Raw genomic sequence first — 22,664 nt, forward strand, 5'->3', positions numbered from 1 at the left:
TTAACACCCTTTTTCCATTATCCTTTGTACTTGTTGATATAATTTGATACCATTTCGCATTAACGTTTTTATTTCTTGCCTCTGTTCTTTCGATAACTGTTTGATATTCAAATAATGAACGTCTTCATATGTTTTTGCTTCTTTAAATAAAATGATTCGATATTCTAATATTCTATTAAATGAATATTCATAGGCTTTTAACCATTCGTCATATTTCTTTATCTCTCGCAAAGACTTTATTCGTTCTATTGTAGATGTTTCTTGAATTCTCTCTCGAATGGAAAGAAGTCGAATTGAATTTACATACGGCAAATACATGGTATGTTTTAAATGAATGGAGCCTTTGTGACTTCCAGATCTTTCAACGAAAAATTGGCCAAATATTCCTACCCCTTTTTTTATCCGCATCACATTATTCATAAATCTTTTTAAAAGGGCTGGATGCATAACACAATACTGATGTATATAGTTTCTTAATTCCTGAACATATTCTTGGTCTCCAAAAATTTTTCTGCTGTCATAAAAAATTTGCAAAAATCTAATCGATTCCCAGTTTTCTTTTACCAACCATTGATGTAATTGTTGTTTCCACTCTTCTAAAGATTTACACCATGTTGAATTACTGCTCATGACATTTCCTTCACAGTATGGATATCCTATCTCATCCAAAGCATCACTAATCCATTTTCCGAGTTTCATAAAATATTGATTGCAGGTTATTTCTGTTTTCTCATAAATAATCCCATGATCTTGATCGCTTAAAATCCCCTGTTCCTTTCTACCAGCACTTCCTGTTACAAACCATACAAAGGAGCACGGAGGTTCTCCATTTGTTTTAATATATTCAGAGAGGATATATTGAAATAAACAATTAAATATTCCATCATGAAATTTATTTAATTCCTTGCTATTATACCTATTTGTTTTTAAAAAAACTTCCTTTTCCTTTTTTAGCTCAGTTAATCGTCTATTTTCAGAGCACATCCATGCACTTCCTTTGGTAAAAGATATTCATAGTATATTTACATTCAATTTATATTTATGTCTATCTTATCATGTTATCTTTATCCCTGACTCTTTTCATAAAGAGAAACTTTCATAAAAGGATATTTCCGTCATTCACAAATCACCATACACTATTACCTATAAAACGTATTCAAGCTGTGAACCTTATTTTCAAAATGGATTTATGGATAAACTTTAACAACTAAACAAATAAGCAATGCCCTATAGTTTAAAAAAAGATAAAAGCCCCACTTTTCAGCGAGACTCCTATCCTAGTAGGTTCAGTAGCATTATCCTTAAAAAGGGCTATTAACCATTACTTATAAGCTTTTTGTTTCTTCTTTTGATAAGAAAGTTTCAGGGTAACCATATGAACCATGTTCACTGATATCTAAGCCCATGATTTCTTCCTCTTCTGTTACACGTAGTCCGCTGACTTTCTTGATAACAAATAGGATGACATAGCTTACTGCAAAAGCGAAAAGTCCACAAGTTATTACACCAAGTGCTTGAATACCTAATTGCCCAAATCCTCCACCGTAGAAGAGACCAGCTTTACCTACGCCAGTATACTCAGCTAACTCTGCTGTCGCAAATAAACCATTTGATAACGTACCCCAAATCCCTGCTGTTCCGTGTACAGATAAGGCAAAGATTGGATCGTCAATTTTTCTACTTTCAAAGAAACGAGCACTGTAAAATACAAGAACTCCAGCAATTAAACCAATAACAACTGCTGCCCATGGTTCTACGAACGCACAAGACGCTGTAATTGCAACAAGACCAGCTAATGCCCCATTTAGCATTGTTGTGATATCAGATTTACCTAACACAATCCAAGAAATTAACAATGCTGCAACTGCACCAGCTGCTGCTGCTAAGTTTGTGTTTAATGCAACATATCCGAAAAATCCATCTGAAACAGAAACAGTACTACCAGCGTTAAATCCAAACCAACCTACCCAAAGAATCAATACACTCAGCGCAGTATAAACTTGGTTATGTCCGAATATTGGGTTAGCAGAACCGTCTGGATTATATTTACCAATACGTGGTTTTAATAGCATTGTTGCAGCTAATGCAGCCGCAGCACCAGTTAAGTGAACAACCGTTGATCCAGCAAAGTCTTGTTTGCCGTGCTCTGCTAACCAGCCGCCACCCCAAATCCAGTGTGCAATGATTGGATAAACCAAAATACCAAATAATATAGAGAAAATTAGATATACAGATAATTTCGCACGCTCTGCAAATCCTCCTAGAGCAATCGTTAAGGAAATTCCAGCAAAAGCTAGTTGGAAGACAAAGAATACGGTAGTTTGTAACCCAGCATCCTCAACTTGCCCTCCTCCATAGAAAAAGTCGCTCATCCCTACAAAGAAATTTGCATTATCTCCAAAAATGAATCCGTAACCTACAGCCCAGAATACTAATGAGGCAATTCCAAAAGTAAAGATTGTTTTTCCTGCGATATGTCCCGCATTTTTCATTCTTGTGGAACCTGCTTCTAATAATATAAATCCACCAAGCATAAAAATAACTAAAATTGCAGCAACCATTGTCCACAAGCTGTTCATCAAAAACTCTAAATTTTCCATTAAGATTCCTTCCCCCTTTATGTATATATACTTACCATCAAGTGTCACATAATCTAACACTCTAATAACTTTATTTTACCTATATTAAATTTTCTGTCAATAAGAATTTGAAAAATAATTTTCTTAAAAATTAAAATATTATAACTAGTTTCATTTTATTCTACATTTTTTTGATTTTCCAATATAATTTTATGTATTTTTCACCCTATTTTAGTAAGCGTTATCATAATAACAAGTTAAACGGGCACGATTCTTCTCATTTTCCCCACTACTAATCCCGTCCTCTATAAATGTAAAAAAAGCTGACAAGAAGTCAGCTTTTCATTCGTATATTAGCAAATAAAAGTTGCACCAACGATAATTAATAAGATAAATAATACAACGATTAGCGCGAATCCGCCGCCATATCCAACACCAGCGCCATATCCGCAACCATAACCATATCCACCATAACCGTACATATATACATCTCCCTTTCTCATTTTTGTAGTATATTAACCATTTCTATAACTGGTTAACGAGGAAGGAGCCTCTATATTTTTTCTTAACTAGCTCCTCTTACAAAATTATTGTATGCAAGGATATATATTTGGGTTGGGTGAATGTCTATTTTTCCGCAAAAAACCTGCATTTGAATGAAAGCTTCCACCAAAATACAGCTACTCTTGGTCAGTAACCACTTTCTTTAGTCGCTTTGTTTGCTCATAGGGATTATCTGCCATGCTAATTTCCGAAATAATTGCAACTCCATCTGCTCCTGCTTTAATTACAGGATATGCATTATCGATCGTAATCCCGCCAATTCCTACTATTGGTATTCGAAGATTTAGTTGTTTAACTTTTTCGATAAGGGATGTTCCTTGCACTTCCTTCGCATCTTTTTTTGTGCTTGTTGCATAAATGGGACCAATGCCGATATAATCAGCACCTGCCTCCATTGCCAGCTTTATTTCCTCTATTGAATGAGCAGATACACCTAATACCTTATTACCGATCCATTCTCGAACCTTTATTGCATTCTCATCCTCCTGGCCAATATGCACTCCATCTGCATCTAATGCTATCGCGAGTTCAATATCATCATTGACTAGAAATGGAACATTATAATGATTACATAATTTTTGCATTCTTTTTGCAAGTTGAAATTTTGCTTCTCCTTCTAATGCATCGCTTCCTTTCTCTCTAAATTGGAACACCGTAATGCCGCCCTTTAATGCTTCTTCTAGTACATAATCAGGAGCTAAGCTGCTGTTATTGCTTCCCATAATAAAATACACTTTTAGCAATTCTTTTATTTTTTCACTTGTATATATTGTCATATTTCCTCCGAATAGCTATTTGTGCCTACCTTTTACTTTCTTGGTAAGCCCAATGATTTGTCGGACCATGTCCGCTTCCTATATGAAGATCCATTTTAATTGCTTGGTGAATAAAATCTTTTCCTAATTGAAAGGCATCCTTAACTGAATAACCATTTGCAAGAGCTGCTGTTATTGCAGCAGAAAAAGTACAGCCGGTTCCATGCGTGTTTTTAGTTGGAATTCTTTTGGCCAACAAACTTGAAAAGCAAGTTCCATCATAGAGTAAATCAACAGACTCCTTTTCCTTTCCATGTCCCCCTTTAATAATGACATTGGAAACTCCCAACGCTGATAATCTTTTCGCTGCTTCTTTCCTATCCTCCATATTTTGAATATTCAATCCAGTCAATTCCTCGGCTTCTGGTATATTCGGAGTCAATACTGTAGCTATTGGTAGAAGCTTTTTTTTCATGGCATCTATTGCTTCTTTTTGAAGTAAATTAGCACCACCTTTAGCAATCATTACAGGATCTACCACCAAATTCTCCCACTTGTATTGCTTTATTTTATCTGCTACTAATTCGATAATTTCACTATTAAACAGCATCCCTGTTTTTAAAGCATCTGGCTTTAAATCAACAGCTATGCATTCTATTTGTTGTTCAATCGCCTCCAATGACATTGGATACACTCCATCTACCCCCAGTGTATTTTGTGCTGTTACAGCTGTAATAGCACTCATTCCAAACACTTTAAGCTCTTGAAATGTTTTTAAATCGGCCTGAATCCCAGCTCCTCCTCCACTATCAGATCCTGCGATTGTTAATGCTTTTGCAGTAGTCATTGATGTGCCTCCTCTTCTATTTCCACTTTCATCCATTTCTTTACATCAGCTTCGTTAATTTTCGCTAATCGATTTAATAATTCCATTTGAAAACTTCCTGGACCATCCTCTTTCGTTTTTTCAAAGGCAAGTTCTGCAGCGATCCCATATGTAACTAAAGCAGCTGTAGAAGATAGTAATATATCTCCTTCCACAGCAATAAAGGCTCCGAGAATGGCTGAAAGTAAGCAGCCAGTTCCTGTAACTTTTGTCAACATCTCATGACCGTTACCAACGAGAGTAAGTTTCCCGTTAACGGATACGACATCTTGTTCACCCGTAATGACAACAGGTACTTGTAAAAGCTTTGATGCTTCTAACGCAATTTCACGATTATCATGTACATTTACAGAGTCAACACCTCTCACTTCCGCTTTTATCCCAGCAACATTAGCTATCTCTGCTGCATTGCCTCGAAGTAATGTAATATCTACTTCCTTCATAATGCGATGGACAGATTCTGTACGATACCTAGTTGCACCTGCTCCAACAGGATCCAGAATAACAGGTGTATTGGCGACATTTGCGGCCTTTCCGGCAATAATCATGCTCTCCACATTTCCAGCCGTTAATGTACCGATATTAAGTACAAGGGCATCTGCTACTGTTGCCATATCTGCAACTTCTTCCTTTGCATATGCCATTACTGGTGAAGCCCCTAATGCCAATAACCCATTTGCTGTAAAATTTGTAACTACTACATTCGTAATATTATGAATAAGTGGTATTTTATTTCTTACTCTTGTTATTACTATTGGAATCATTTCATATATTTCGTTCATCTAATAACTCATTCCCTTCTTGTTTCTTTATTAATAGTTTTATTTACTTCCTACTATTATCACTATATAAAATTATACATAGTAAAAAAGCCATAACTGACTGTAATGTAAAGCACGCGAAATAATAGGAAGCTACGTGCTAATTTCAGCAATTATGACAAAAATAAAAACACTACGCCTAAGCAAAGTGTTCTTCTATACTAGACACCTCCCTACGCTGGCATTATCCAACAGGTTCATTCGGTCAATGGCAGAATAGCCATACTCTCAGCCTGTTTCAAACAAGCTCCCGATTCTTATTCAATTGATTTCATTTAAATTTTAGCGAAAATATTCGAATAATGCAAGAATTGTAGGCTAATAGTCTAATGCATATAAATAATCTTCCTCAGGTGCTACCGTTTTTTCAGCTTTATCCATTTTAATCACTGGAATCACTTGACCTTCATATTCCTTCTTATCCAATTTCCCTTTTAATGAAAACCATTGATCGCTTTGTAAACCACCAACATCTCCTTCTATCATATAGCCGTATATTCCAAGGTCAGCAATGCAATGTGTCATGACATATCTTGCAATGACCGCCTCCTTATCCGTAAAGGATTCCTGTCGATGAATGAAGCCGGTAATCGTGATTTCTTTTCCAATCATATTGTCCAAATTACTGTTAATCCTATCCATCGATTGCAGATAATTATCATCATCTATTATCATCATGTCTTCCTCCGCCTCAGAAATAGCTTGACTTACAGAAGACGTCTGTCCATGTTCGTATTGAACATTGGGAAGAATGCTCTTGTTAAACGACATATCTTGTAAGGTGAAAAACAAAAATAACGGACTAAAAAATATGAAATAAGACAGTGCTAGGTTCATTAACGAAGCATTTTCATCACACACATCACAGTCACAATCTGCTCCCTTTAAATTGCTATTTAGCAAACGAAAAAAGCCGAGAAAAAATAACAAGAACATCGTGATATATAGAAACGGAACCATATTAGGCTCAACAAGTCGCGTCACATCACCTGTTACCAACAATTTAAAAATAAGGAGACTAAAGCCAATCAGCACAATCCCTTGCAGCTCATTCGCCAATTGCCATGTTGGACTCCATTTGATTTTCACCGCTTTTCCTCCTTATTTTGAATTAATCTAACATAAAATGAACTTCCTTAATAGAAGTTTTCGAACTTTCAGCAATAGATTCACTTAATTCTCTACCTTAAAAAGAAACAAGTCTCTTTTACCGAAGTTTAAGAGGGTGATAAAAAGAATCCTGATAATACAGATAGGATATATACAACAATCGTCACAATCAATATAAATAATAGGACAAACTTGATTCGAAAGGAAGCCATCATAACGAATGTATTTTTAAAATCGAGAATCGGTCCAAACACCAAAAAGCTAATAATTGCTTCAGGGGTAAACGTCCTTGAAAAGGAAGCTGCCACAAAAGCATCTGCTTCTGAGCATAAGGATAATACATATGCCAGACCCATCATAACTGCAGTTCCTTCAATCGATGATTCTCCTGCTTGCATAATATAGCTATCCTTTAAATATACTTGAGCTACACTCGCAAAAACTGCTCCGATAATAAAATATTTGCCAATTGTAAAGAATTCATGGCATGTATGATGCAGAATGCCTTTCCACTTCGAATCACCTTTATTCTCATTAACCGGAACCGATGACATTAAATCCTCTCGGTGTGTTTTTAATACCTTTTGCTTAGAAAAAAGCATGTAAATAATAAAACTTACTATGATGCTTGCTAAAACACAAATAATAAAACGCCCATATGCAATCGATATATTATTTTGGAAAGCATAGTATGTACTCCCAAAAACAATGAAGTTTAGAATCGGCGCCCCCATTAATAACACCACACCAATATGAACCGGAATACCTTTTTGGATCAGCCTGCGAACAACTGGGATGATCGCACATTCACACACTGGTGTAATTAATGCAGCAATTAATGCCACTATAATTGCTATAAAGGGATTTTTAGGCATGATTCTTGCTATCGTTTCTTCCGAAATATAGAGATTGATAATAGAGGAAGCAATTGCCCCTAACAATAAAAACGGTAAAGCCTCCAGAAAAATCCCTAAAAAAAAGACAAAAATGGTTTTAATCTGATCTGGCATCTCAAAATTGATTTTATTTGCAACATATATATCTCCGAAAAAAAACAAATACATTAAAGCCATAAACAAGCCAAATATAAAAATATCCTTTAAACGAGTTGGGATGGACATAGTATGCTCCTTTTCTTACATCGGTCTACTATTACTTATTACATATCTATGCTTGTCCTAACCAATTATGCATACATACCATAAAAAGAGTGTAGGCTTATAAGGTTCCATAAGACTACACTCCATAGAATTAAATACTTACTTCTTTTGGTAATTTTTCTCCTATTATGATAATTTCTCCTTTTCTATTCGGAACATTTTCTGATACTTTTTGCCATTCCAATAGTCCTGATGCATATTGAAAGTGATACCATAATTGATCTTCACTATTTTTTATAGTGCCTTTAGCGCGCAGAAGTTTATCTTGATTGTTTTTTAAAAAATCTCTTAAATCCCTTTTGGTCATGGCAGTTGTTTGCACTAATTTTATCGCTTTAATATGATGGTGGTGGTGGTGATGAAATGAAATGGAATGTTCTTTATTGCTGTTTATTTGCTTTTTTTCTAAAAATTCTGTGACACCATTCCCATATTTACTATGTATCAACGGTGCATCTGCATTTATTTTTCTAATCCTTTTTTCTACTTTTTCGATTGCCTGTTTACTTGATAGTTGATCTATTTTATTTAAAACAAGCATTGTCCCATTTTCAATTTGTTCTTTCTGCAATTGTCTTACTTCTTTACTACTCGAAAAAACGCTTGTATATTCTATAAAGTGCAAACTATCAATCAAGCAAATACTTTCAGCAATATGAAAAACTTCTCTATAAGCCTTTTCATTAAATGTCTCCATTATTTCAGAAGGATTAGCTACACCTGTTCCTTCTAATAAAACGACTTCAATATTTTCCTTATATAAAGTCTCTGTTAAATCATCCAGGGTAGTTCTTAAATCATCTTTAATGGAGCAGCATACACACCCATTCAAAAGTTCATAGAGTGATTCATCATGAAATAGATGCCTTTCTATATTCGTTTCGCCAAGTTCATTCAAGATAATAGCATACTTCTTATTTTTCCCTTTAAAATACTCCATACATTTTAAAAGCGTTGTTGTTTTCCCACTGCCAAGAAATCCATTTATTAAATAAACGTTGATTTTTTTCATCATAAAACCTCCTGCTTATAGTGAAACGAACCATCAGTAAGTGGTGTCTTCCTCCACCCTGATGAATGGTTGAACCAATCGGACCTTTCAGGACAGTTGATCTTCCACTTATCTTCCTCCCATTCTCAATAGCAAAAGATGAAGGATTTACTGCCGTTTATGAGTGGGATAATGCTATCGCTACTTTATGCAAGAGGATATTTTATTATGACAAATTAATAGGTAAACTGATAAAGATTCCTTCTAAGCTGATCTGCCATTTCTGATAAATTTTTTGCCGAGCCTGAAATTTCTTCTATGGCAGCTAACTGTTCTTCTGTTAAAGATACAACTTCTTCAGACGATGTAGAATTTTCATATGCAATTTGTGCTAATTCGCCAGCTGTTACACTTACTTCTTTAAGCGTTTTAGCCATTTCATTTGATGTAGATGTAACACTTTGAATATGTGGTGTCATTTCATTCATACTAATAACTATTTCTTGAAACTTCGTATTTGATTCATCCGTTACTTTCATCCCTGTTTGTACAGCGTTAGACACCTCTGACATTCTATATACTGTATTTTCAGTCGTTTTTTGAACATCCTTAATCAGCTGAGAAATATTGCTTGCAAATTCACCTGACTGCTCAGCAAGTTTTCGAACTTCATTTGCCACAACTGCAAATCCTTTCCCTTTTTCCCCTGCTCTTGCTGCTTCTATTGCAGCATTTAAGGCTAACAGATTTGTTTGTTCTGAAATTGTCGTAATACTTTCCGTAATTTTTCCAATATGCTTTGACTGCTCCACTAATTCCTTAATCATTTTATTTGATTCTACTACAGCCTCATTTATCACATCCATTTGTGCTAGTGTTGCCTGAATAGCATTTCCACCTGTATAAGCTTTCGTCAATGTTTCAGTAGATAGTTCTGAAACATTCTTACTATATTCAACGATTTTGTTCGTACCATTTAAGATGGATTCAATATCATCTGCATTATGCTCTATTCCTTTTGTCTGTCTTTCAGCTCCACTAGCAACTTGCTGAATGGTATTCGTTACATGTTCTGATGCAATCGTTACTTCATTGGCGCTTGCTGTTAACTGTTCTGCACTTGCTGCAACACTCTCCGAACTATTTTCGATATTTCGGAGAAGTTTTTGTAAGTTATCCTGCATATATTGAAAAGCAGTCGATAATTCGCCAATTTCATCTTTTGTCTCCATATGAATTGTTTTTGTTAGATCGCCATTGCTTACCATTGTAGCGTGACTCTTTAATTTTTTTATTGGTTTAATAATAGAGCGAACGATTATGACCATCATTATTCCACCAACAATAAGGGAAACAGCTAATATTACTGTAATCGCATACAAAAGGCCTTTTGTATGATTTGCAATTTCTGATTTTTCCAGTGTCCCAGCTAACTTCCAGCCTGTAAGCTTATTTGTTTGATAGACCATTTTTCTATTAACCTTATCTACTATATAATCCAATGTTCCAGATTCTTTTTTGTAAAGGGTTTCATAAAATATTTCCTTTACAATGTCTCCTTGCTTTTCTTCAGGGTGAACAATGAAACGTTTTTTCTGGTCAAGCAGTATAACATAACCTTCTTTGCCAAACTTTATATCACTTGCTAGTTCTGCTAAATAATCTAGATTCATCGTAACTGCTATAACCCCTGCGTTGTCCGCAATTGTTTTGCCAATTGTAATCACCATTTTTTTAGAAACGGGAGATAAATATGGATCCATAATAACCACTTGTCCTCCTTGATTTACAGCGGATTTATACCAATCTCTTAATCTTGGATCCATCTGATCGTCCAATTCTTCTGTAGACTTCTGAATAAGTTTTCCATCATTTGTTGCAATATAAATGCTCGAAACCTCTGGATGAACTTTAATGTATTGCTCTATAGTGGTCTGCAGACTAGCTGGTTTTTTCTCCATTGCTTCTTTTGTTATCGTTTCTGACAGTGCAGAAACATCATATACTTTTTGTGACATTAAATTAGTTATAGATGTATCTAACACATTTAAATTAGTGCTTGCATTGTTTATAAAATCCTTTTCCATTTGATTATTTGCATATAGAAACGAAAATGCACCAATTAGGATACTTGGGATTAACAGCATTGCTAAAAAGGAAAAAACAAGCTTTTTCTTAATTGGTATTCCGATATTTTTTCGAAATGGAAATTTTCTCATACTAACCGCCCTCTCTTTGTATACGCATACATATAAACAAAAATAAATAGGTAAATCATTCCTCAGCTCTCTTATTTTACAATAGATAGGACATGATTCCTATGCCATAAGTCATATTTTCTACTTGTTACTCGTTAACAGTTTTTTCTTGCACAAATGTCAGGCTTATATTACAGTATAATTAAAATTTTTAAAATAAAGAGCAAGGAGAGATTTATGGAGAAACCGCCGATAAAAGTTGTGATAGGTGCAGGGGAATTTAGAAATAACCCTGGATGGATTCATACCCAAGAAGAAGAACTAAACCTTTTAGATGAATCAACCTGGCAACGTTTTGAACATTCATCCATTACGGCCATTTTAGCGGAACATGTATGGGAGCACTTAACCTTTGAACAAGGTGTTCAAGCTGCCTCCATTTGCTACCATTACTTAAAACATTCTGGTTATGTTCGTTGTGCAGTTCCAGATGGATTCTTCCCGGACGAGTCGTATCAGCAAATCGTGCAAATTGGTGGGCCAGGACCAAAGGAACATCCAGCAGCTAGCCATCAATTTGTCCATACCTATCATACATTGCGAAAAATGTTCGAACTAGCAGACTTTAAGGTTCACTTATTAGAGTATTGTGATGAAGACGGGATTTTTCACAAGAATGAGTGGTATGGAGAAGATGGTGTGATTTTCCGGTCAAAACAATTTGATCCAAGGAATCAAGGGGATAAATTAGCATTTCCCTCTCTCATTATAGATGCAGTGAAAAGATAAGAAAATTTACAATAATGACAGATAAAATACGCTTCCTTCCATCTTTTTGTCTAGTTTCTAGTTAATAGTGAGGAAGCATTTTTTTGAAAAAGCATATAAAAAGAACCACTAGGAAATTAGTGGTTGTCTTTGATTTAGATTTCTTTTAAGCTCGCTATATCTACTTCCGTCTGTTCTTCCATACCACCTACCAGATGAACAATTACAGTCGCATCTTCTTCTTTTATATCATCAATCCACACAGACACTCCGTTATACTGAACCTCTATTTCAGCTGATGAGGATAGTATTTGCTTCACTCTGTTAATATCCAAAATATCACCTACTTTCTTTGAAAGAACCTTCTTACATTCATATGTCATGAAGAAGATTGCGGTTCTAATTTTAATTAAAACCTTTTTTCATTATGTGAAAGTACTGACATTTTTATTCTGTTAATTTTGAATAGACCTAGTTGGCTTTTGAAATACTCTATTTTTTATAATGACTACCGTTCCTTTTCTCGATAACAATAAAACAAGTACTATCAGGAAGGCTAACTAACTTCTGCTCGATATCTGTCACTTTCACATCAGGCAAAAGATGCTCCTCATAGCCCTCTTGCAAGTAATGGCGAAACATCAGGATTTCGCCATTATTCCCGATCACATTTTGTATAGCCTCTTTATATTCACTTGGAGTAAAATAGCCAAACTGCTCTTGTACTTCATGGGGATAGGCTTCTTCTCCCCATGTATATGTATAGAGAAATTCCATTGCATCATTAACGAGGAGCTGAACAGTGTTTTCTTCTAATTGCTTGTATATGATATTTCTTCCTTTAAAATCCTTTACATATCGCTTAAAAAATTCGATGCCATCTGATTTTTTAAATTCTATTTGCCTTAATTCCTCTTTTGGCTCTGTCATAATCCCATCTCTGATAATGATTCTTCCGCCAGGCTTTAGCACATCGAATGCACTTTTAAGACTATGGATGATAACTTCTCGATTAAATTTTTTGCCATTATAGGGTATATAAGAATACATTTCATGGAGGATAGAAGAGTATATTATTGTATCTATACTATTAAGCTCAAACGATTCTTTTAATTGAAGCGCATCAGCTTGTTTCACCAACCAAGATTTCTTTTCTCTTCTTTTTCTTTTTTCTAATGCCTCGATAACATTTATTGAAATATCCATTCCGATAATTTCTGCATGTGGATGTTTTTCAGATAAAATATCTAACATTACCCCTCCGCCTGAACCTATGTCAAGCATTATATTACCAACTGCATAGTCAGCAATAAGCTTTTTATGATTTTCTGCATTGTTCATATCTGTAAGGTATTTTGTTTCATTTTGCAAGCGATCAAAACCATCTTTGCGAAAGCCAAAGAAATCATATAAAAGGATGATAGCACGTTCGTAAAGTGGCGATTTTTCTGCTTCTTGACAGAATTCAATTAATTTTTCGCCTGCCTTGGAATAAGTAAAAGTTACACAAATATTTTCATTTACAGTATTAAGTGGAATAATCGTTAATTCAACATGAGCATTTATACTCTGTCTTCCGACAATTAAATCTTCTAAAGTATATTCTTTCAAATATGCCTCAATAATCCTCTTTTTATATAAATTAACAGTCTTTTTCCCTTTATAATCATAATAAATATTCTTCATAAAGGGTTCAAAGCTGATTTGTTTTATTGTTAATGGATTGGCTTTTTGATAAATGAGTAAGAAGATTTTTAAAAATTCTTCGAAAGCGAAATCATGAAGTGCAGACTCTACATACCACATATCTGTTTTATTAAAAAAAATTTGAAATAGCTCTTTAAGCTTCAGACTTGAGAACAATTGATCATACACTTGATCAAAGTTTTCTCCACGTTTTATTGCCGAATTTCTTAGTCTCTTTATTCTCTCCTTTAAAGAAAGCTCTTTTTCTCTTATGCCTCCTATAATAGAACGAATAACATCTTTAACTTCTTGATGAACATCACTCCAGATTTGTGGAGAAACTGCTTCAATTATACATTGATTTAACACATACAAAAGATTAAAAAATTCCGTCGAATTTACTTTATTGTATTTATAGATATAGACAATTAAAGGTTTTAATTGGCAATAACGGACTTCTCCTCTAATAAATTGGCCAATAAGTCCGTGGGTATAAATAAGTGTAAAAATAAGTTCTTCTTTTTCCAGATCTCTTTCCTGTATTGACAGTTTCATTTTTTCCTCTGCGTAAATTTGTGCAGACCCTATATTATGTATCCCTAATTGAAATCCAAGTCGACTCCATTCTCTCCTTTTGGAGGGGGAACCACATTTAGCCACATCACTCCAAACCAAAACTTCTTCAAGGATTTGTTTCTCCCTCGTATGTACAAGTGTACTGTTGTCTAAAATCACTAACGCTCTTTCAATATAGGACAATACTGGATGACTATCTATTTCTGACAGGGAATGGACTTGTTCGAGGTTAACATTCTTTTCCTTTGTAATATATAGATATTGCAGCCATCTATGGTTACGAAGTTCCTCTTTATCTCCCTTTTTTACTTTATGAATGGATAGTAACGATTCAAGCATGGAAATCACTCCTATTGACGAATCTTTTTTCAAAACAACTTCAATTTACCTTTTAACAAAACTAAGAACAGCATTTTTAAATAGTTCTTGATTTTCAATATAAGCATGATGACCACCATCTATAACATAAATTTCTGCTTCTTTACAGTTAAAAGATAAATGATGATTTGGTCCCACCGCATCGTCGGACTCCCCTGCAATGATTAATATCGACTTTTGAATATCTCTTGTTACATTAGTAAAATCTTGAAAATATTCCTTGGTTGAAAAAATATATTTTTGGAAAAAAGGATTTAAGATCCTATTTCGTTATTTATTAACTTGGCTCTGTTAAAGTTTAATGTTGATATTTCTTATAAAACGAAACCTCCTAATTTACGGAAGTTCCATTTTATAATATTTGCTTATTCAACTAACGTCCCCGATAGTTTAAGTGAAATCGTTCACAAATTTATTCTTTAATGACATAAAAAAGAGACCCAGAAGTCATTCCCCCTAGTTTAAATACCTTATCTCAAAAACTTTATTAATAAAAAAAATATTTAACGGTTTGTGTTTTATATACGAACATAAGTACTTGAATTTTAATAATTAGTCAGCTATACTGATTATTAGTAAATCTGATTAATTTAGGAGGTGAATATTACACTTGGAAAAATGGAATCAATCATATGGTTTTTTGTTAGGAAAAGTTCTTCAACAAATGGAAACCAAGTTTGCTGAAGGACTGACTCCTTATAAAATTAATGCTAGACAATATGGAGTCCTTTTATTTATTAGTGGGAACCCTTATTGTTCACAAAAGGATATTTCCGAAAATCTACAAATTGATCGGACGACTATGGTTAGCCATATCGATCACCTAGAAACTTTAGAATTTGTAGAGAGAACTAGAAATCCTAATGATAGAAGATCATATAGTCTTTTAATCACATCAAAAGGGACTCAAGTTTTAGATTCACGTTGGGAATTTCTAATTGAAACGGAATTAGAGGTACTCATCCCTTTAAACCATCAAGAAAAACAATTGCTGAAGGAGTTTCTTGTGAAAATTTGGTATACATTATAAAACTGGAGGTAACTATTAAATGAATGCACTTGATTATTTTAATGCACGTCTGGAAGCAACTATTAGTCCTATGGATTATTTAAGATTGGCACAAGTCAATCCAGAAAAATATTTTCTAATTGATGTAAGAAACGGTCCTGAACATGTAAGAATTCTAACAATTAAAGATGCTAACATCATTCCTCAACAAGAGTTGCAAGAACGATTACATGAGATTCCTAAAGAAAAAGAAATTGTAGTTTACTGTTGGGATGTTTGGTGTAATACAGCAGCTAAAGTAGCAGCTTTTTTGCTAGAACGTGGCTATAAAGTAAAAGAGTTGACTGGCGGGATAGCTGCATGGAAAGAAATGAATTTTCCTGTATCAGATGTTGCTCAAGATGCTAATCTATCAGATAATTGTGGATGCTAACTCTAATGCATACTAAAAAACGGTTTTGGATTGGAATTGCTTCACGAGATCATGTTTTAAATGCAGTACAAGGCGGATTTGCTCAGCTTTGCCATGGCAAACTGGCTCCTTTAAGAAATATGAGCACTGGTGATTGGATTATTTATTACTCTCCTAAGATTAATTTTAAAGAGAGTGCTCCTCATCAAAAGTTTACTGCTATTGGAAGAATTATTGATGAGGATGTTTATCAGGTAAATATGGGGAATGATTTTGTACCTTTTCGAAGAAATATTGATTTTTTCCCTAGCATTAAAACACCCATTAAACCATTAATCCCAAAACTGTCATTTATTAAAAATACAAAATACTGGGGTCATTCCTTTCGATATGGTCATATAGAAATAAGCGAAAAAGACTTTAAACTAATAGCAGAAAAAATGGTTAATAAAAAAGGAGATAGAACTCATTAAACTGGCTCCTATGTCAAGGACACAATAAAAAAAGAGACTAAGCAATTAAAAGGTGATTCGTATATTGAATAGGGGTCATCTTTTTTAAATTCCATTGATATCGATAATTGTTATAGTAAACCATGTAATGTAATGATTTATTTTTCCCTTTAGTTCTTTTATGGTTTGACAAGATTGATAGTCTACCTCATCTTTTAAATGTCCAAAGAATGACTCTTGGGGGCATTGTCCCAAAAGTTTCCTCCTAGACATAGATTGTCCTAGTCCATATTCTTTTAATAAAATTTGATATTTTGGACTTGTGTAATGGCTACCTTGGTCTGAGTGAATAAAGGCATCTTCATGTAGAGTAACTTTCTAGTTGTTCATTAATTTATGGATGGTCTTGGTAGCGATATCAAGAGTGATACGATCAGAAACATGGTAAGCTAGTATCTCGTTGGTGGATGCATCTTTTATGGTCGACAAATAAGCCATATAGTTACCACTATATGGAAAATAAGTAATGTCCGTTAATAACACTTTTCCAGGAACACCTTGTTTAAATTCTCTGTTTAACATGTTTGAAATAACCTGTTGTTCCTTTGTTGCTTTTGCGATTTTTTTTAAGGATTTGGCCCTCTATGAAGGCAGACTATTCCGTATTTCCTCATTAATCTTTGTATCTTTTTTCGACTAAAGCTAATGTTATATTTATTCTCCAATATCATTTTAATGGACCGGGAACCTTTCTTATATCCCCGTCGATTAAAGGCTTTTAGTATGACTTCTTTCGCTTCCAAGTCCAATTGTTCTCTCGCTTCTCGGATAGTATATGCTTGAAGGAAGCTGTAGTATCCAGAACGAGAAACCTCTAAAAGATCGCAAAAATACTTGGTCATACGCTTAAATCCATTTTGTTTAATGGTCTCAGAAATTAATTGATTTACTCTACTTGGTTCTAGGTTTTTTGTTTCGTTTAGCAGCCTCCTTTCTGTCACTTCTAGCTTTTTTAATAACTCTACCTGTCCCTCCAATAGCTTAATTTTAGCTTCTTGCCTTTCAATCACTTCAGATGGCGTAAGTTCTCGCTTTAATTGTCTACCAGAACCGGCTTTTCTTGAGTCTGTGAGTGCGATTAACTCATCCTTTTCATAGGCTTTCTTCCACCTGTATGCGGATTGTTCAATTCGCTTCATTCCTATTGCGTCCACATCAAAGTCGTTAGCCATGAAGATTTGTCGAGGAAGTTTTCCACCTAGATACTCATCCATAAATCTATTTTTAAATAAATCCGTATAGGTAATAGCTCGCTCGCTGAAACTTTGTACATTTGGATTCCTTTTAAGCATTTTTATCTCTTTAGTTGAAAAAGTAATTTTGTGTGCTAAAATTCCGTTATGCTAGCTGTGTTCGCATCCTTTGATTTAATAATTCTTTGACCGTTTGTACAGTATCTTCTACAAACTCATCGCCTTCATTTGCCTTAAGATATATAAACTCGTGGTCATCAGAAATCGTATGGTTTTGATAAAAATTAGTGATATTTCTAATCTGTTTAAGTGTTTGACCCTGCGGAAAGAAATCTAGGTACTCTGGAAAATCATTGATGTGTTGAAACTTAGTCCAAAAAATATTATCTTTATGATTTTTAAGATATAAAAAATCTAAACCATACCAGTCTCGCTTAACAAGAGGAGTGTATTCAGGGGTGTTTAATATTTCTTCGAACACTTTTTCTTTTTTCTTTTGGTCAGTGAATGCAATCCACTTCTCATCAGTCACCAAATGGATATAGTATCCAAGATAATAGGAGAATTCACTAAGCGAACTTTCTTTTTCATCACAGAGATATTGTTGGTAAAAAGAATCAGAGTTGATTTTCCCTTCAATCTCGAAATGAGTAGTTTCTTTTGGAGGTGTGGGTTTACCATCCTCTCCGATTAGTCCACAATCTGGTCCAATATTACCAACCAAAAATTCAATTTTGGATACAGGAAGTTCTGTTTTTAATAATTCTTCAGTAATCCTAAAGTGAGTAACCCAAGTAGCCAAATTTTTCACTCCTTAAATGTTTATGTATTTTTACATTGAGAAGGATTTCGGCAACAATGCTTATAACCCTTTTTTTGCATTTTGTACTAATTGCTTGTTAAACTAGCCTGCCGTTAGCTGCATAATCATCTCTTTAATATAATACCATAAAAAGTAAATTGTTCCTTGTTATAATTAAAAGCAACAATCTTTACGAAAAGAGCCTTAGAAAAATAGCCAAAGCTATTAGCGTTTTTCATAGCGTTTATTCACTCCTTCTACTTTTACTCTTCGATAATCTAGTAGAATTTCCTTCTTCCTTTCAATCATCGTGAAAAGTCAATTATATAATGAAGTTTAGAAGTAAAACGGAGGGATCTAGAGATTGACTTTTTTATTATGAAGCTATTTTTCTCGATATTTCCCAAACGCAAAAAGGCGGAATTTGCCCCAATATGGACAAATTCCGCCTTTTGCTTTTTTGATTGCTGTGTATAGGACTCATTATGTTAACAGAGATTAGGGGGCGTTCTGAAATAGAACAGGGGTACATTTCAATTTATAGTTAACATAAATAATACTCATTATGTTAACTATAAATTATAATAAATATTTCTTATTCTAATGGAATTTCATTTTTTAAAGACTCATTAAATTGTTTTATTAATTCAGCTTTTTCCTGTTCACTTTTAATTAAAATATCTCCATAAATAGGTACAAGAGTGTGAAACTTTTTTTCTTCATTATATTTTGTTACAAATAAATACTCTTTACCTTCTTCTAAAAGATTATCTCCCTCAACTAAAACTAACTCTTCTTCCATATATCCACCTTGTTGATTTACTATTATTTCTTGTTTAAGAGTCCCTTTTATATTTTTAATCACTTTCACATTAAATTGAGTTTCTGGTAATAAATCAATTATTTCAGATCCTTCTTCAGAAATTACTTTTCCTATGAAAACATTTTGAGAAAAGCCAACTAATTCTCTTTTATCTTCAGGATTAAAAGCATAACTATAACTAATAGTATTACCCACTAAATTTTCAGATTTCGTAGAATTATTATTAATATAATTAATACCAATAAATGAGAAAAAAACTAAACATAAAACTAATGGAGATAAAATATACCCCAAACGTTTCCGTTTCTTTTTTTTATTTTCTATTATAGATTGAATATTTATTTTACTAGGAAAAGAGTTTTGTTCAGCTATTTCAAGTAATGTTTTTTTTACCTTTTCTTTCATCAGGAAAAACCTCCTTATTTTCTAATAAACTTTTTAACCTTTGCTTTGAATAATATAATCTAGATTTTATGGTACCTTCTTTTATATTTAATAATTGCGAAATTTCCTTTATTGATAAGTCTTGAAAATAAAATAAAATTACAATAATTTGATGCTTAAAATCCAATTTTTCTATAGCTTTCATAATTATCTCAGATTCTTCTTTTTGTAAATATATTGATTCTGGAATTATTGTCGTTTCTTTAAAGTTATAATCCATAAAATTCATAAAGAAAAATCGTTTCCTCTGTAATTTTAAAGTCGTATTAATTAAAATTTTATTAAACCAAGTTTTAAATAAAGCCTTTTGAGGATTATATTTTTTTAAAGATTTAAAAGTTGCAAATAAAGCTTCTTGTACAGCATCTTCAGCAAGTGAATAATCTTTCAAAAGTAAAAAAGCAGTCTGATAAGATATTTTTAGATAAGGTTCTAATAAAACATTGAATTTTTCAATATCTCCTAATAATATTTTCTCAATTATTTCTTGTTCTTTATTCACATAACTAACCTCCCTTCTATATTTTATTACCAATAAAGAAACAAAAGGTTCAAAAAAAATGCGGAAAATCCACATGTTTTTTGAACCCATTATTTTTTACTTTAATTCAGTTGGTACGATTTCTTCATCTAAAGCATCATTAAAATTTTCAACTAAATCATCTTGTATTGATTCTGTCTCAGCGGTAAGATTTCCATATGCAGGAATTAAAGTATACCAATTCTCTGATTCTAAATATCTTGTAGAAAATAGATAAGTATTTCCTTCTACAAGTAACTCATCACCTTCAAATAAAACCAATTCTTTTTGTCCATCTTCATACTCTAAATAACCACCTTGTTGATTAACTGTAACTATTCCAGATAAATCACCTTTAATATTTTCAATTATTTCCACTGAATACTGTGTTTCAGGAAGATATTCTTCAATAGATTTAGTTCCTGTTTGTTTAATGACTTTCCCAAGAAAAACATTATCAGAAACACCAACTAATTTTTTATCATCTGTTACATCTGTAATAAAATCAGGATGAAGTATAACTTCTTCTACCTTACTTTTGTTTGGATTAGAATTACTAGCTTCAATTTTATCTGTTTGATTATATGCTGAAACTCCAAAAGAAGTAACTGTAATTATTGAAATAAGACCAAAAGTTAAAATTATTCTTTTCATTTTTAAATTCCCCCTTTTTAATATCCCCATAAAGAATGATAATCGCTTTTATCATGAGCACCTAAAGAAGTTTTAGTTGTAGCAGCATAATACATGATTTCTCCAGAATAACTATGAGCTAAACCAAGAGCGTGACCTAATTCATGAGTAAAAACATTTTGTTTTTTTGCAGCAGTATAACCACTTAAATAATGTTTATTAAGACGAATTATATCTGCTCCTGTGACTCTTTGATATTGCCCAGCCCAAGTAACATCACTTCGAGTAACATCTACAAAAGATATATCTTCTACAGTGCTAGCTGTATCACCAAGAATTTTAATTGGTGTAATCCCATTCCAAGTTTTTATTGCAGCATTACGTGCTGTCGTATAAGATGTTGATCCTTTAGCTGTTCCCCAACGAATTTCTTTACCATCAACTGAAGAATAACCTAAAAAATGAGCAGACGCTTTAACTGGTGTAAAAACAAATCCAAAAATTAATGCCAACGCGAATAACCCTAATACACTTTTGCTAAACATTTTTTGAATCATTTTACAACCCCACTTTCAATTTGATTGGTTTTTTTCTCTACCTATATTCTTCAAAAAATACATAAATCCTCCAATTTAATATCTTTTTTTACAAAATATTTTTAATATAAAAAATAAAGTGAAAAATAACGAAAAAAATAAATATTTCTGTTCTTACTTTAAAATTTCCGGTTGCTATGGCGAAACGTAATTAATTTAATACAAAAATAGGAAGACAAAAAAACTCCAACATAAAATGGTACCTGTAGTTAGGACACTTGAAAAAGAGTGTTTTATCTACAGGTATTTTTTTATATACTTAAATTACTAAAAAGGAATTAGGGGACAACATGAGTAAGATAACATTTTCAACTAAAGAGATAAAAATGCTTAAAAGGAATCCAAATGTACAAAGTGTCAGCGAGCGAGCTATTACCTATACAGATTCATTTAAAAATAGATTTATGGATGAGTATCTAGGTGGAAAACTTCCTCGACAAATCTTCATGGATAACGGCTTTGATGTGGACGTTATAGGAATAAAGCGAATTGAACAATCCGCATACAGGTGGAAGAAAGCCTATAAAAAGGATGGGTTAATCGGACTCACAGACTCAAGAAAATCCGGTTCTGGTAGACCATTAAAGCGAGAACTTACACCGTCTGAAGTGATTGAAAGGCAAGAAGCTAGAATTAAGCTATTGGAGGGACAAGTAGAGTTATTAAAAAAGCTAGAAGTGACAGAAAGGAGGCTGCTAAACGAAAACCTAGAATCAAGTAGAGTATATCAATTAATTTCTGAGACCATTGAACAAAGTGGATTTAAGCGTATGACCAAGTATTTTTGCGATTTTTTAGAAGTTTCCCGTTCTGGATACTATAGCTTCCTTCAAGCATATACTATCCGAGAGGCGAGAGAACAATTGGACTTGAAAGCGAAAGAAGTCATACTAAAAGCCTTTAATCGACGGGGATATAAGAAAGGTTCCCGGTCCATAAAAATGATCTTGGAGAATGAATATAACATTATATTTAGTCGCAAAAAGATACAAAGAATCATGAAGAAATATGGAATAGTCTGTCCTCATAGGAAAGCAAATCCTTATAAAAAAATCGCTAAAGCTACAAAGGAGCATCAAGTCGTACCAAACAAGCTAAACAGAGAGTTTAAGCAGGGTATACCGGTGTTTGTCAACATAGTTGTCGCATTTAGTTACTTTAGTGTTGTGTTCAGTCAAGGCTACCGCGCTACGCTTGCTGGCCTGATGATTTGAATGGAAAGGAAATCCATTCTTTCCATTCAAATCA

General features: G+C 33.4%; 23 protein-coding genes, 2 pseudogenes and 1 riboswitch. Of the genes and pseudogenes, 5 read left to right on the plus strand and 20 right to left on the minus strand.

The features are described 5' to 3' along the window. The 11 genes and pseudogenes from QQZ16_RS14895 to QQZ16_RS23270 form a co-directional block, all read right to left on the minus strand. Entirely contained in the window at positions 1-984 is a 984-nt protein-coding gene (locus QQZ16_RS14895; RefSeq protein ID WP_235252260.1) for a DUF294 nucleotidyltransferase-like domain-containing protein, read from the minus strand. 341 nt (positions 985-1,325) lie between these two features. Next, positions 1,326-2,600 carry an ammonium transporter gene (locus tag QQZ16_RS14900; protein ID WP_235252261.1) on the minus strand — a complete coding sequence of 425 codons (1,275 nt, stop codon included), beginning with the start codon at positions 2,598-2,600 and terminating at the stop codon, positions 1,326-1,328. A gap of 332 nt (positions 2,601-2,932) precedes the next feature. After that, positions 2,933-3,061: a YjcZ family sporulation protein gene (locus QQZ16_RS14905; protein ID WP_081836594.1), complete on the minus strand. Its 129-nt coding sequence runs from the start codon at positions 3,059-3,061 to the stop codon at positions 2,933-2,935. Between the two features lie 198 nt (positions 3,062-3,259). Further along, positions 3,260-3,919: a thiamine phosphate synthase gene (gene thiE, locus QQZ16_RS14910; protein ID WP_031536747.1), complete on the minus strand. Its 660-nt coding sequence runs from the start codon at positions 3,917-3,919 to the stop codon at positions 3,260-3,262. A gap of 25 nt (positions 3,920-3,944) precedes the next feature. Continuing rightward, positions 3,945-4,745, minus strand: coding sequence for a bifunctional hydroxymethylpyrimidine kinase/phosphomethylpyrimidine kinase (gene thiD / locus QQZ16_RS14915; RefSeq protein WP_235252262.1), 801 nt, complete (start codon positions 4,743-4,745; stop codon positions 3,945-3,947). Further along, positions 4,742-5,566, minus strand: a complete 825-nt coding sequence (thiM, locus tag QQZ16_RS14920) for a hydroxyethylthiazole kinase (RefSeq protein ID WP_031536745.1) — start codon at positions 5,564-5,566, stop codon at positions 4,742-4,744. The genes thiD and thiM overlap by 4 nt, the downstream gene beginning before the upstream one ends. 192 nt (positions 5,567-5,758) lie before the next feature. Then, positions 5,759-5,869: riboswitch (TPP riboswitch) on the minus strand. Positions 5,870-5,923: 54 nt separating this feature from the next. Next, the gene (locus QQZ16_RS14925; RefSeq protein WP_235252263.1) at positions 5,924-6,694 is read right to left on the minus strand and encodes a TIGR03943 family putative permease subunit; all 771 of its coding nucleotides are present in this window, start codon (positions 6,692-6,694) and stop codon (positions 5,924-5,926) included. Positions 6,695-6,822: 128 nt separating this feature from the next. After that, entirely contained in the window at positions 6,823-7,836 is a 1,014-nt protein-coding gene (locus QQZ16_RS14930; RefSeq protein ID WP_235252264.1) for a permease, read from the minus strand. Between the two features lie 130 nt (positions 7,837-7,966). Next, positions 7,967-8,887, minus strand: a complete 921-nt coding sequence (locus QQZ16_RS14935) for a GTP-binding protein (RefSeq protein ID WP_235252265.1) — start codon at positions 8,885-8,887, stop codon at positions 7,967-7,969. Between the two features lie 215 nt (positions 8,888-9,102). After that, positions 9,103-10,050 carry a methyl-accepting chemotaxis protein gene (locus tag QQZ16_RS23265; protein ID WP_446715456.1) on the minus strand — a complete coding sequence of 316 codons (948 nt, stop codon included), beginning with the start codon at positions 10,048-10,050 and terminating at the stop codon, positions 9,103-9,105. Continuing rightward, positions 10,045-11,085 (minus strand): annotated as a pseudogene (locus tag QQZ16_RS23270) (HAMP domain-containing protein); the annotation flags it as partial. The gene QQZ16_RS23265 and the pseudogene QQZ16_RS23270, both read right to left, overlap by 6 nt. 216 nt (positions 11,086-11,301) lie before the next feature. Here QQZ16_RS23270 and QQZ16_RS14945 point away from each other — a divergent pair. Then, positions 11,302-11,853, plus strand: a complete 552-nt coding sequence (locus QQZ16_RS14945) for a class I SAM-dependent methyltransferase (protein ID WP_031536740.1) — start codon at positions 11,302-11,304, stop codon at positions 11,851-11,853. A 134-nt stretch (positions 11,854-11,987) separates the two neighbouring features. Here the strand turns inward: QQZ16_RS14945 and QQZ16_RS14950 are convergent, their stop codons facing one another. The 3 genes from QQZ16_RS14950 to QQZ16_RS14960 form a co-directional block, all read right to left on the minus strand. Continuing rightward, on the minus strand, positions 11,988-12,215 hold the full coding sequence (locus QQZ16_RS14950; RefSeq protein WP_396953907.1) for an H-type small acid-soluble spore protein: 228 nt from the start codon (positions 12,213-12,215) through the stop codon (positions 11,988-11,990). 109 nt (positions 12,216-12,324) lie between these two features. Further along, complete coding sequence (locus tag QQZ16_RS14955) at positions 12,325-14,433, minus strand: class I SAM-dependent methyltransferase (protein ID WP_235252267.1); 2,109 nt, start codon at positions 14,431-14,433, stop codon at positions 12,325-12,327. Positions 14,434-14,478: 45 nt separating this feature from the next. Continuing rightward, entirely contained in the window at positions 14,479-14,610 is a 132-nt protein-coding gene (locus tag QQZ16_RS14960; protein WP_284561470.1) for a hypothetical protein, read from the minus strand. 472 nt (positions 14,611-15,082) lie between these two features. On the opposite strand from QQZ16_RS14960, the gene QQZ16_RS14965 reads away from it, so the two are divergent. The 3 genes from QQZ16_RS14965 to QQZ16_RS14975 are packed head-to-tail and all read left to right on the plus strand — an operon-like array spanning position 15,083 to position 16,366. Next, a complete protein-coding gene (locus QQZ16_RS14965) occupies positions 15,083-15,502 on the plus strand; it encodes a MarR family winged helix-turn-helix transcriptional regulator (RefSeq protein ID WP_235252268.1) in 420 nt (139 codons plus the stop codon). 19 nt (positions 15,503-15,521) lie between these two features. Continuing rightward, positions 15,522-15,914, plus strand: a complete 393-nt coding sequence (locus tag QQZ16_RS14970; RefSeq protein WP_031536736.1) for a rhodanese-like domain-containing protein — start codon at positions 15,522-15,524, stop codon at positions 15,912-15,914. A 5-nt stretch (positions 15,915-15,919) separates the two neighbouring features. After that, positions 15,920-16,366, plus strand: a complete 447-nt coding sequence (locus QQZ16_RS14975; RefSeq protein WP_031536735.1) for an EVE domain-containing protein — start codon at positions 15,920-15,922, stop codon at positions 16,364-16,366. 37 nt (positions 16,367-16,403) lie between these two features. On the opposite strand, the pseudogene QQZ16_RS14980 reads toward QQZ16_RS14975, so the two are convergent. The 6 genes and pseudogenes from QQZ16_RS14980 to QQZ16_RS15005 form a co-directional block, all read right to left on the minus strand. Beyond that, positions 16,404-17,697 (minus strand): annotated as a pseudogene (locus tag QQZ16_RS14980) (IS3 family transposase). A gap of 46 nt (positions 17,698-17,743) precedes the next feature. Then, complete coding sequence (locus QQZ16_RS14985) at positions 17,744-18,400, minus strand: zinc dependent phospholipase C family protein (protein ID WP_235252269.1); 657 nt, start codon at positions 18,398-18,400, stop codon at positions 17,744-17,746. A 595-nt stretch (positions 18,401-18,995) separates the two neighbouring features. Continuing rightward, positions 18,996-19,628, minus strand: coding sequence for a hypothetical protein (locus QQZ16_RS14990; RefSeq protein WP_048718548.1), 633 nt, complete (start codon positions 19,626-19,628; stop codon positions 18,996-18,998). Next, entirely contained in the window at positions 19,597-20,169 is a 573-nt protein-coding gene (locus QQZ16_RS14995; protein ID WP_048718545.1) for an RNA polymerase sigma factor, read from the minus strand. Before QQZ16_RS14995 ends, QQZ16_RS14990 begins: the two co-directional genes overlap by 32 nt. A 96-nt stretch (positions 20,170-20,265) precedes the next feature. Next, on the minus strand, positions 20,266-20,841 hold the full coding sequence (locus tag QQZ16_RS15000) for a hypothetical protein (protein WP_048718544.1): 576 nt from the start codon (positions 20,839-20,841) through the stop codon (positions 20,266-20,268). Between the two features lie 17 nt (positions 20,842-20,858). Further along, complete coding sequence (locus QQZ16_RS15005; RefSeq protein ID WP_048718542.1) at positions 20,859-21,377, minus strand: matrixin family metalloprotease; 519 nt, start codon at positions 21,375-21,377, stop codon at positions 20,859-20,861. Positions 21,378-21,706: 329 nt separating this feature from the next. Between QQZ16_RS15005 and QQZ16_RS15010 the strand changes: the two genes are divergently transcribed. Further along, complete coding sequence (locus QQZ16_RS15010; RefSeq protein WP_251630048.1) at positions 21,707-22,630, plus strand: IS3 family transposase; 924 nt, start codon at positions 21,707-21,709, stop codon at positions 22,628-22,630. Positions 22,631-22,664 lie beyond the last annotated feature (34 nt).

The sequence above is a fragment of the Bacillus sp. T2.9-1 genome, assembly GCF_950097965.1.
Lineage (GTDB): Bacteria > Bacillota > Bacilli > Bacillales > Cytobacillaceae > Niallia > Niallia hominis.

Excerpts from the sequence above, each read along its gene's own strand:
- QQZ16_RS14990 (WP_048718548.1), bottom strand. The coding sequence starts at position 19,628 with ATGAAAGAAAAGGTAAAAAAAACATTACTTGAAATAGCTGAACAAAAC.
- QQZ16_RS14945 (WP_031536740.1), top strand. The coding sequence starts at position 11,302 with ATGGAGAAACCGCCGATAAAAGTTGTGATAGGTGCAGGGGAATTTAGA.
- QQZ16_RS14895 (WP_235252260.1), bottom strand. The coding sequence starts at position 984 with ATGTGCTCTGAAAATAGACGATTAACTGAGCTAAAAAAGGAAAAGGAA.
- thiM (WP_031536745.1), bottom strand. The coding sequence starts at position 5,566 with ATGAACGAAATATATGAAATGATTCCAATAGTAATAACAAGAGTAAGA.
- QQZ16_RS15000 (WP_048718544.1), bottom strand. The coding sequence starts at position 20,841 with ATGAAAAGAATAATTTTAACTTTTGGTCTTATTTCAATAATTACAGTT.
- thiE (WP_031536747.1), bottom strand. The coding sequence starts at position 3,919 with ATGACAATATATACAAGTGAAAAAATAAAAGAATTGCTAAAAGTGTAT.
- QQZ16_RS14935 (WP_235252265.1), bottom strand. The coding sequence starts at position 8,887 with ATGAAAAAAATCAACGTTTATTTAATAAATGGATTTCTTGGCAGTGGG.
- QQZ16_RS14950 (WP_396953907.1), bottom strand. The coding sequence starts at position 12,215 with ATGACATATGAATGTAAGAAGGTTCTTTCAAAGAAAGTAGGTGATATT.
- QQZ16_RS14900 (WP_235252261.1), bottom strand. The coding sequence starts at position 2,600 with ATGGAAAATTTAGAGTTTTTGATGAACAGCTTGTGGACAATGGTTGCT.
- QQZ16_RS14955 (WP_235252267.1), bottom strand. The coding sequence starts at position 14,433 with ATGCTTGAATCGTTACTATCCATTCATAAAGTAAAAAAGGGAGATAAA.
- QQZ16_RS14975 (WP_031536735.1), top strand. The coding sequence starts at position 15,920 with ATGCATACTAAAAAACGGTTTTGGATTGGAATTGCTTCACGAGATCAT.
- QQZ16_RS14905 (WP_081836594.1), bottom strand. The coding sequence starts at position 3,061 with ATGTACGGTTATGGTGGATATGGTTATGGTTGCGGATATGGCGCTGGT.
- QQZ16_RS14930 (WP_235252264.1), bottom strand. The coding sequence starts at position 7,836 with ATGTCCATCCCAACTCGTTTAAAGGATATTTTTATATTTGGCTTGTTT.
- QQZ16_RS15005 (WP_048718542.1), bottom strand. The coding sequence starts at position 21,377 with ATGATTCAAAAAATGTTTAGCAAAAGTGTATTAGGGTTATTCGCGTTG.
- QQZ16_RS23265 (WP_446715456.1), bottom strand. The coding sequence starts at position 10,050 with ATGCAGGATAACTTACAAAAACTTCTCCGAAATATCGAAAATAGTTCG.
- QQZ16_RS15010 (WP_251630048.1), top strand. The coding sequence starts at position 21,707 with ATGAGTAAGATAACATTTTCAACTAAAGAGATAAAAATGCTTAAAAGG.
- QQZ16_RS14970 (WP_031536736.1), top strand. The coding sequence starts at position 15,522 with ATGAATGCACTTGATTATTTTAATGCACGTCTGGAAGCAACTATTAGT.
- thiD (WP_235252262.1), bottom strand. The coding sequence starts at position 4,745 with ATGACTACTGCAAAAGCATTAACAATCGCAGGATCTGATAGTGGAGGA.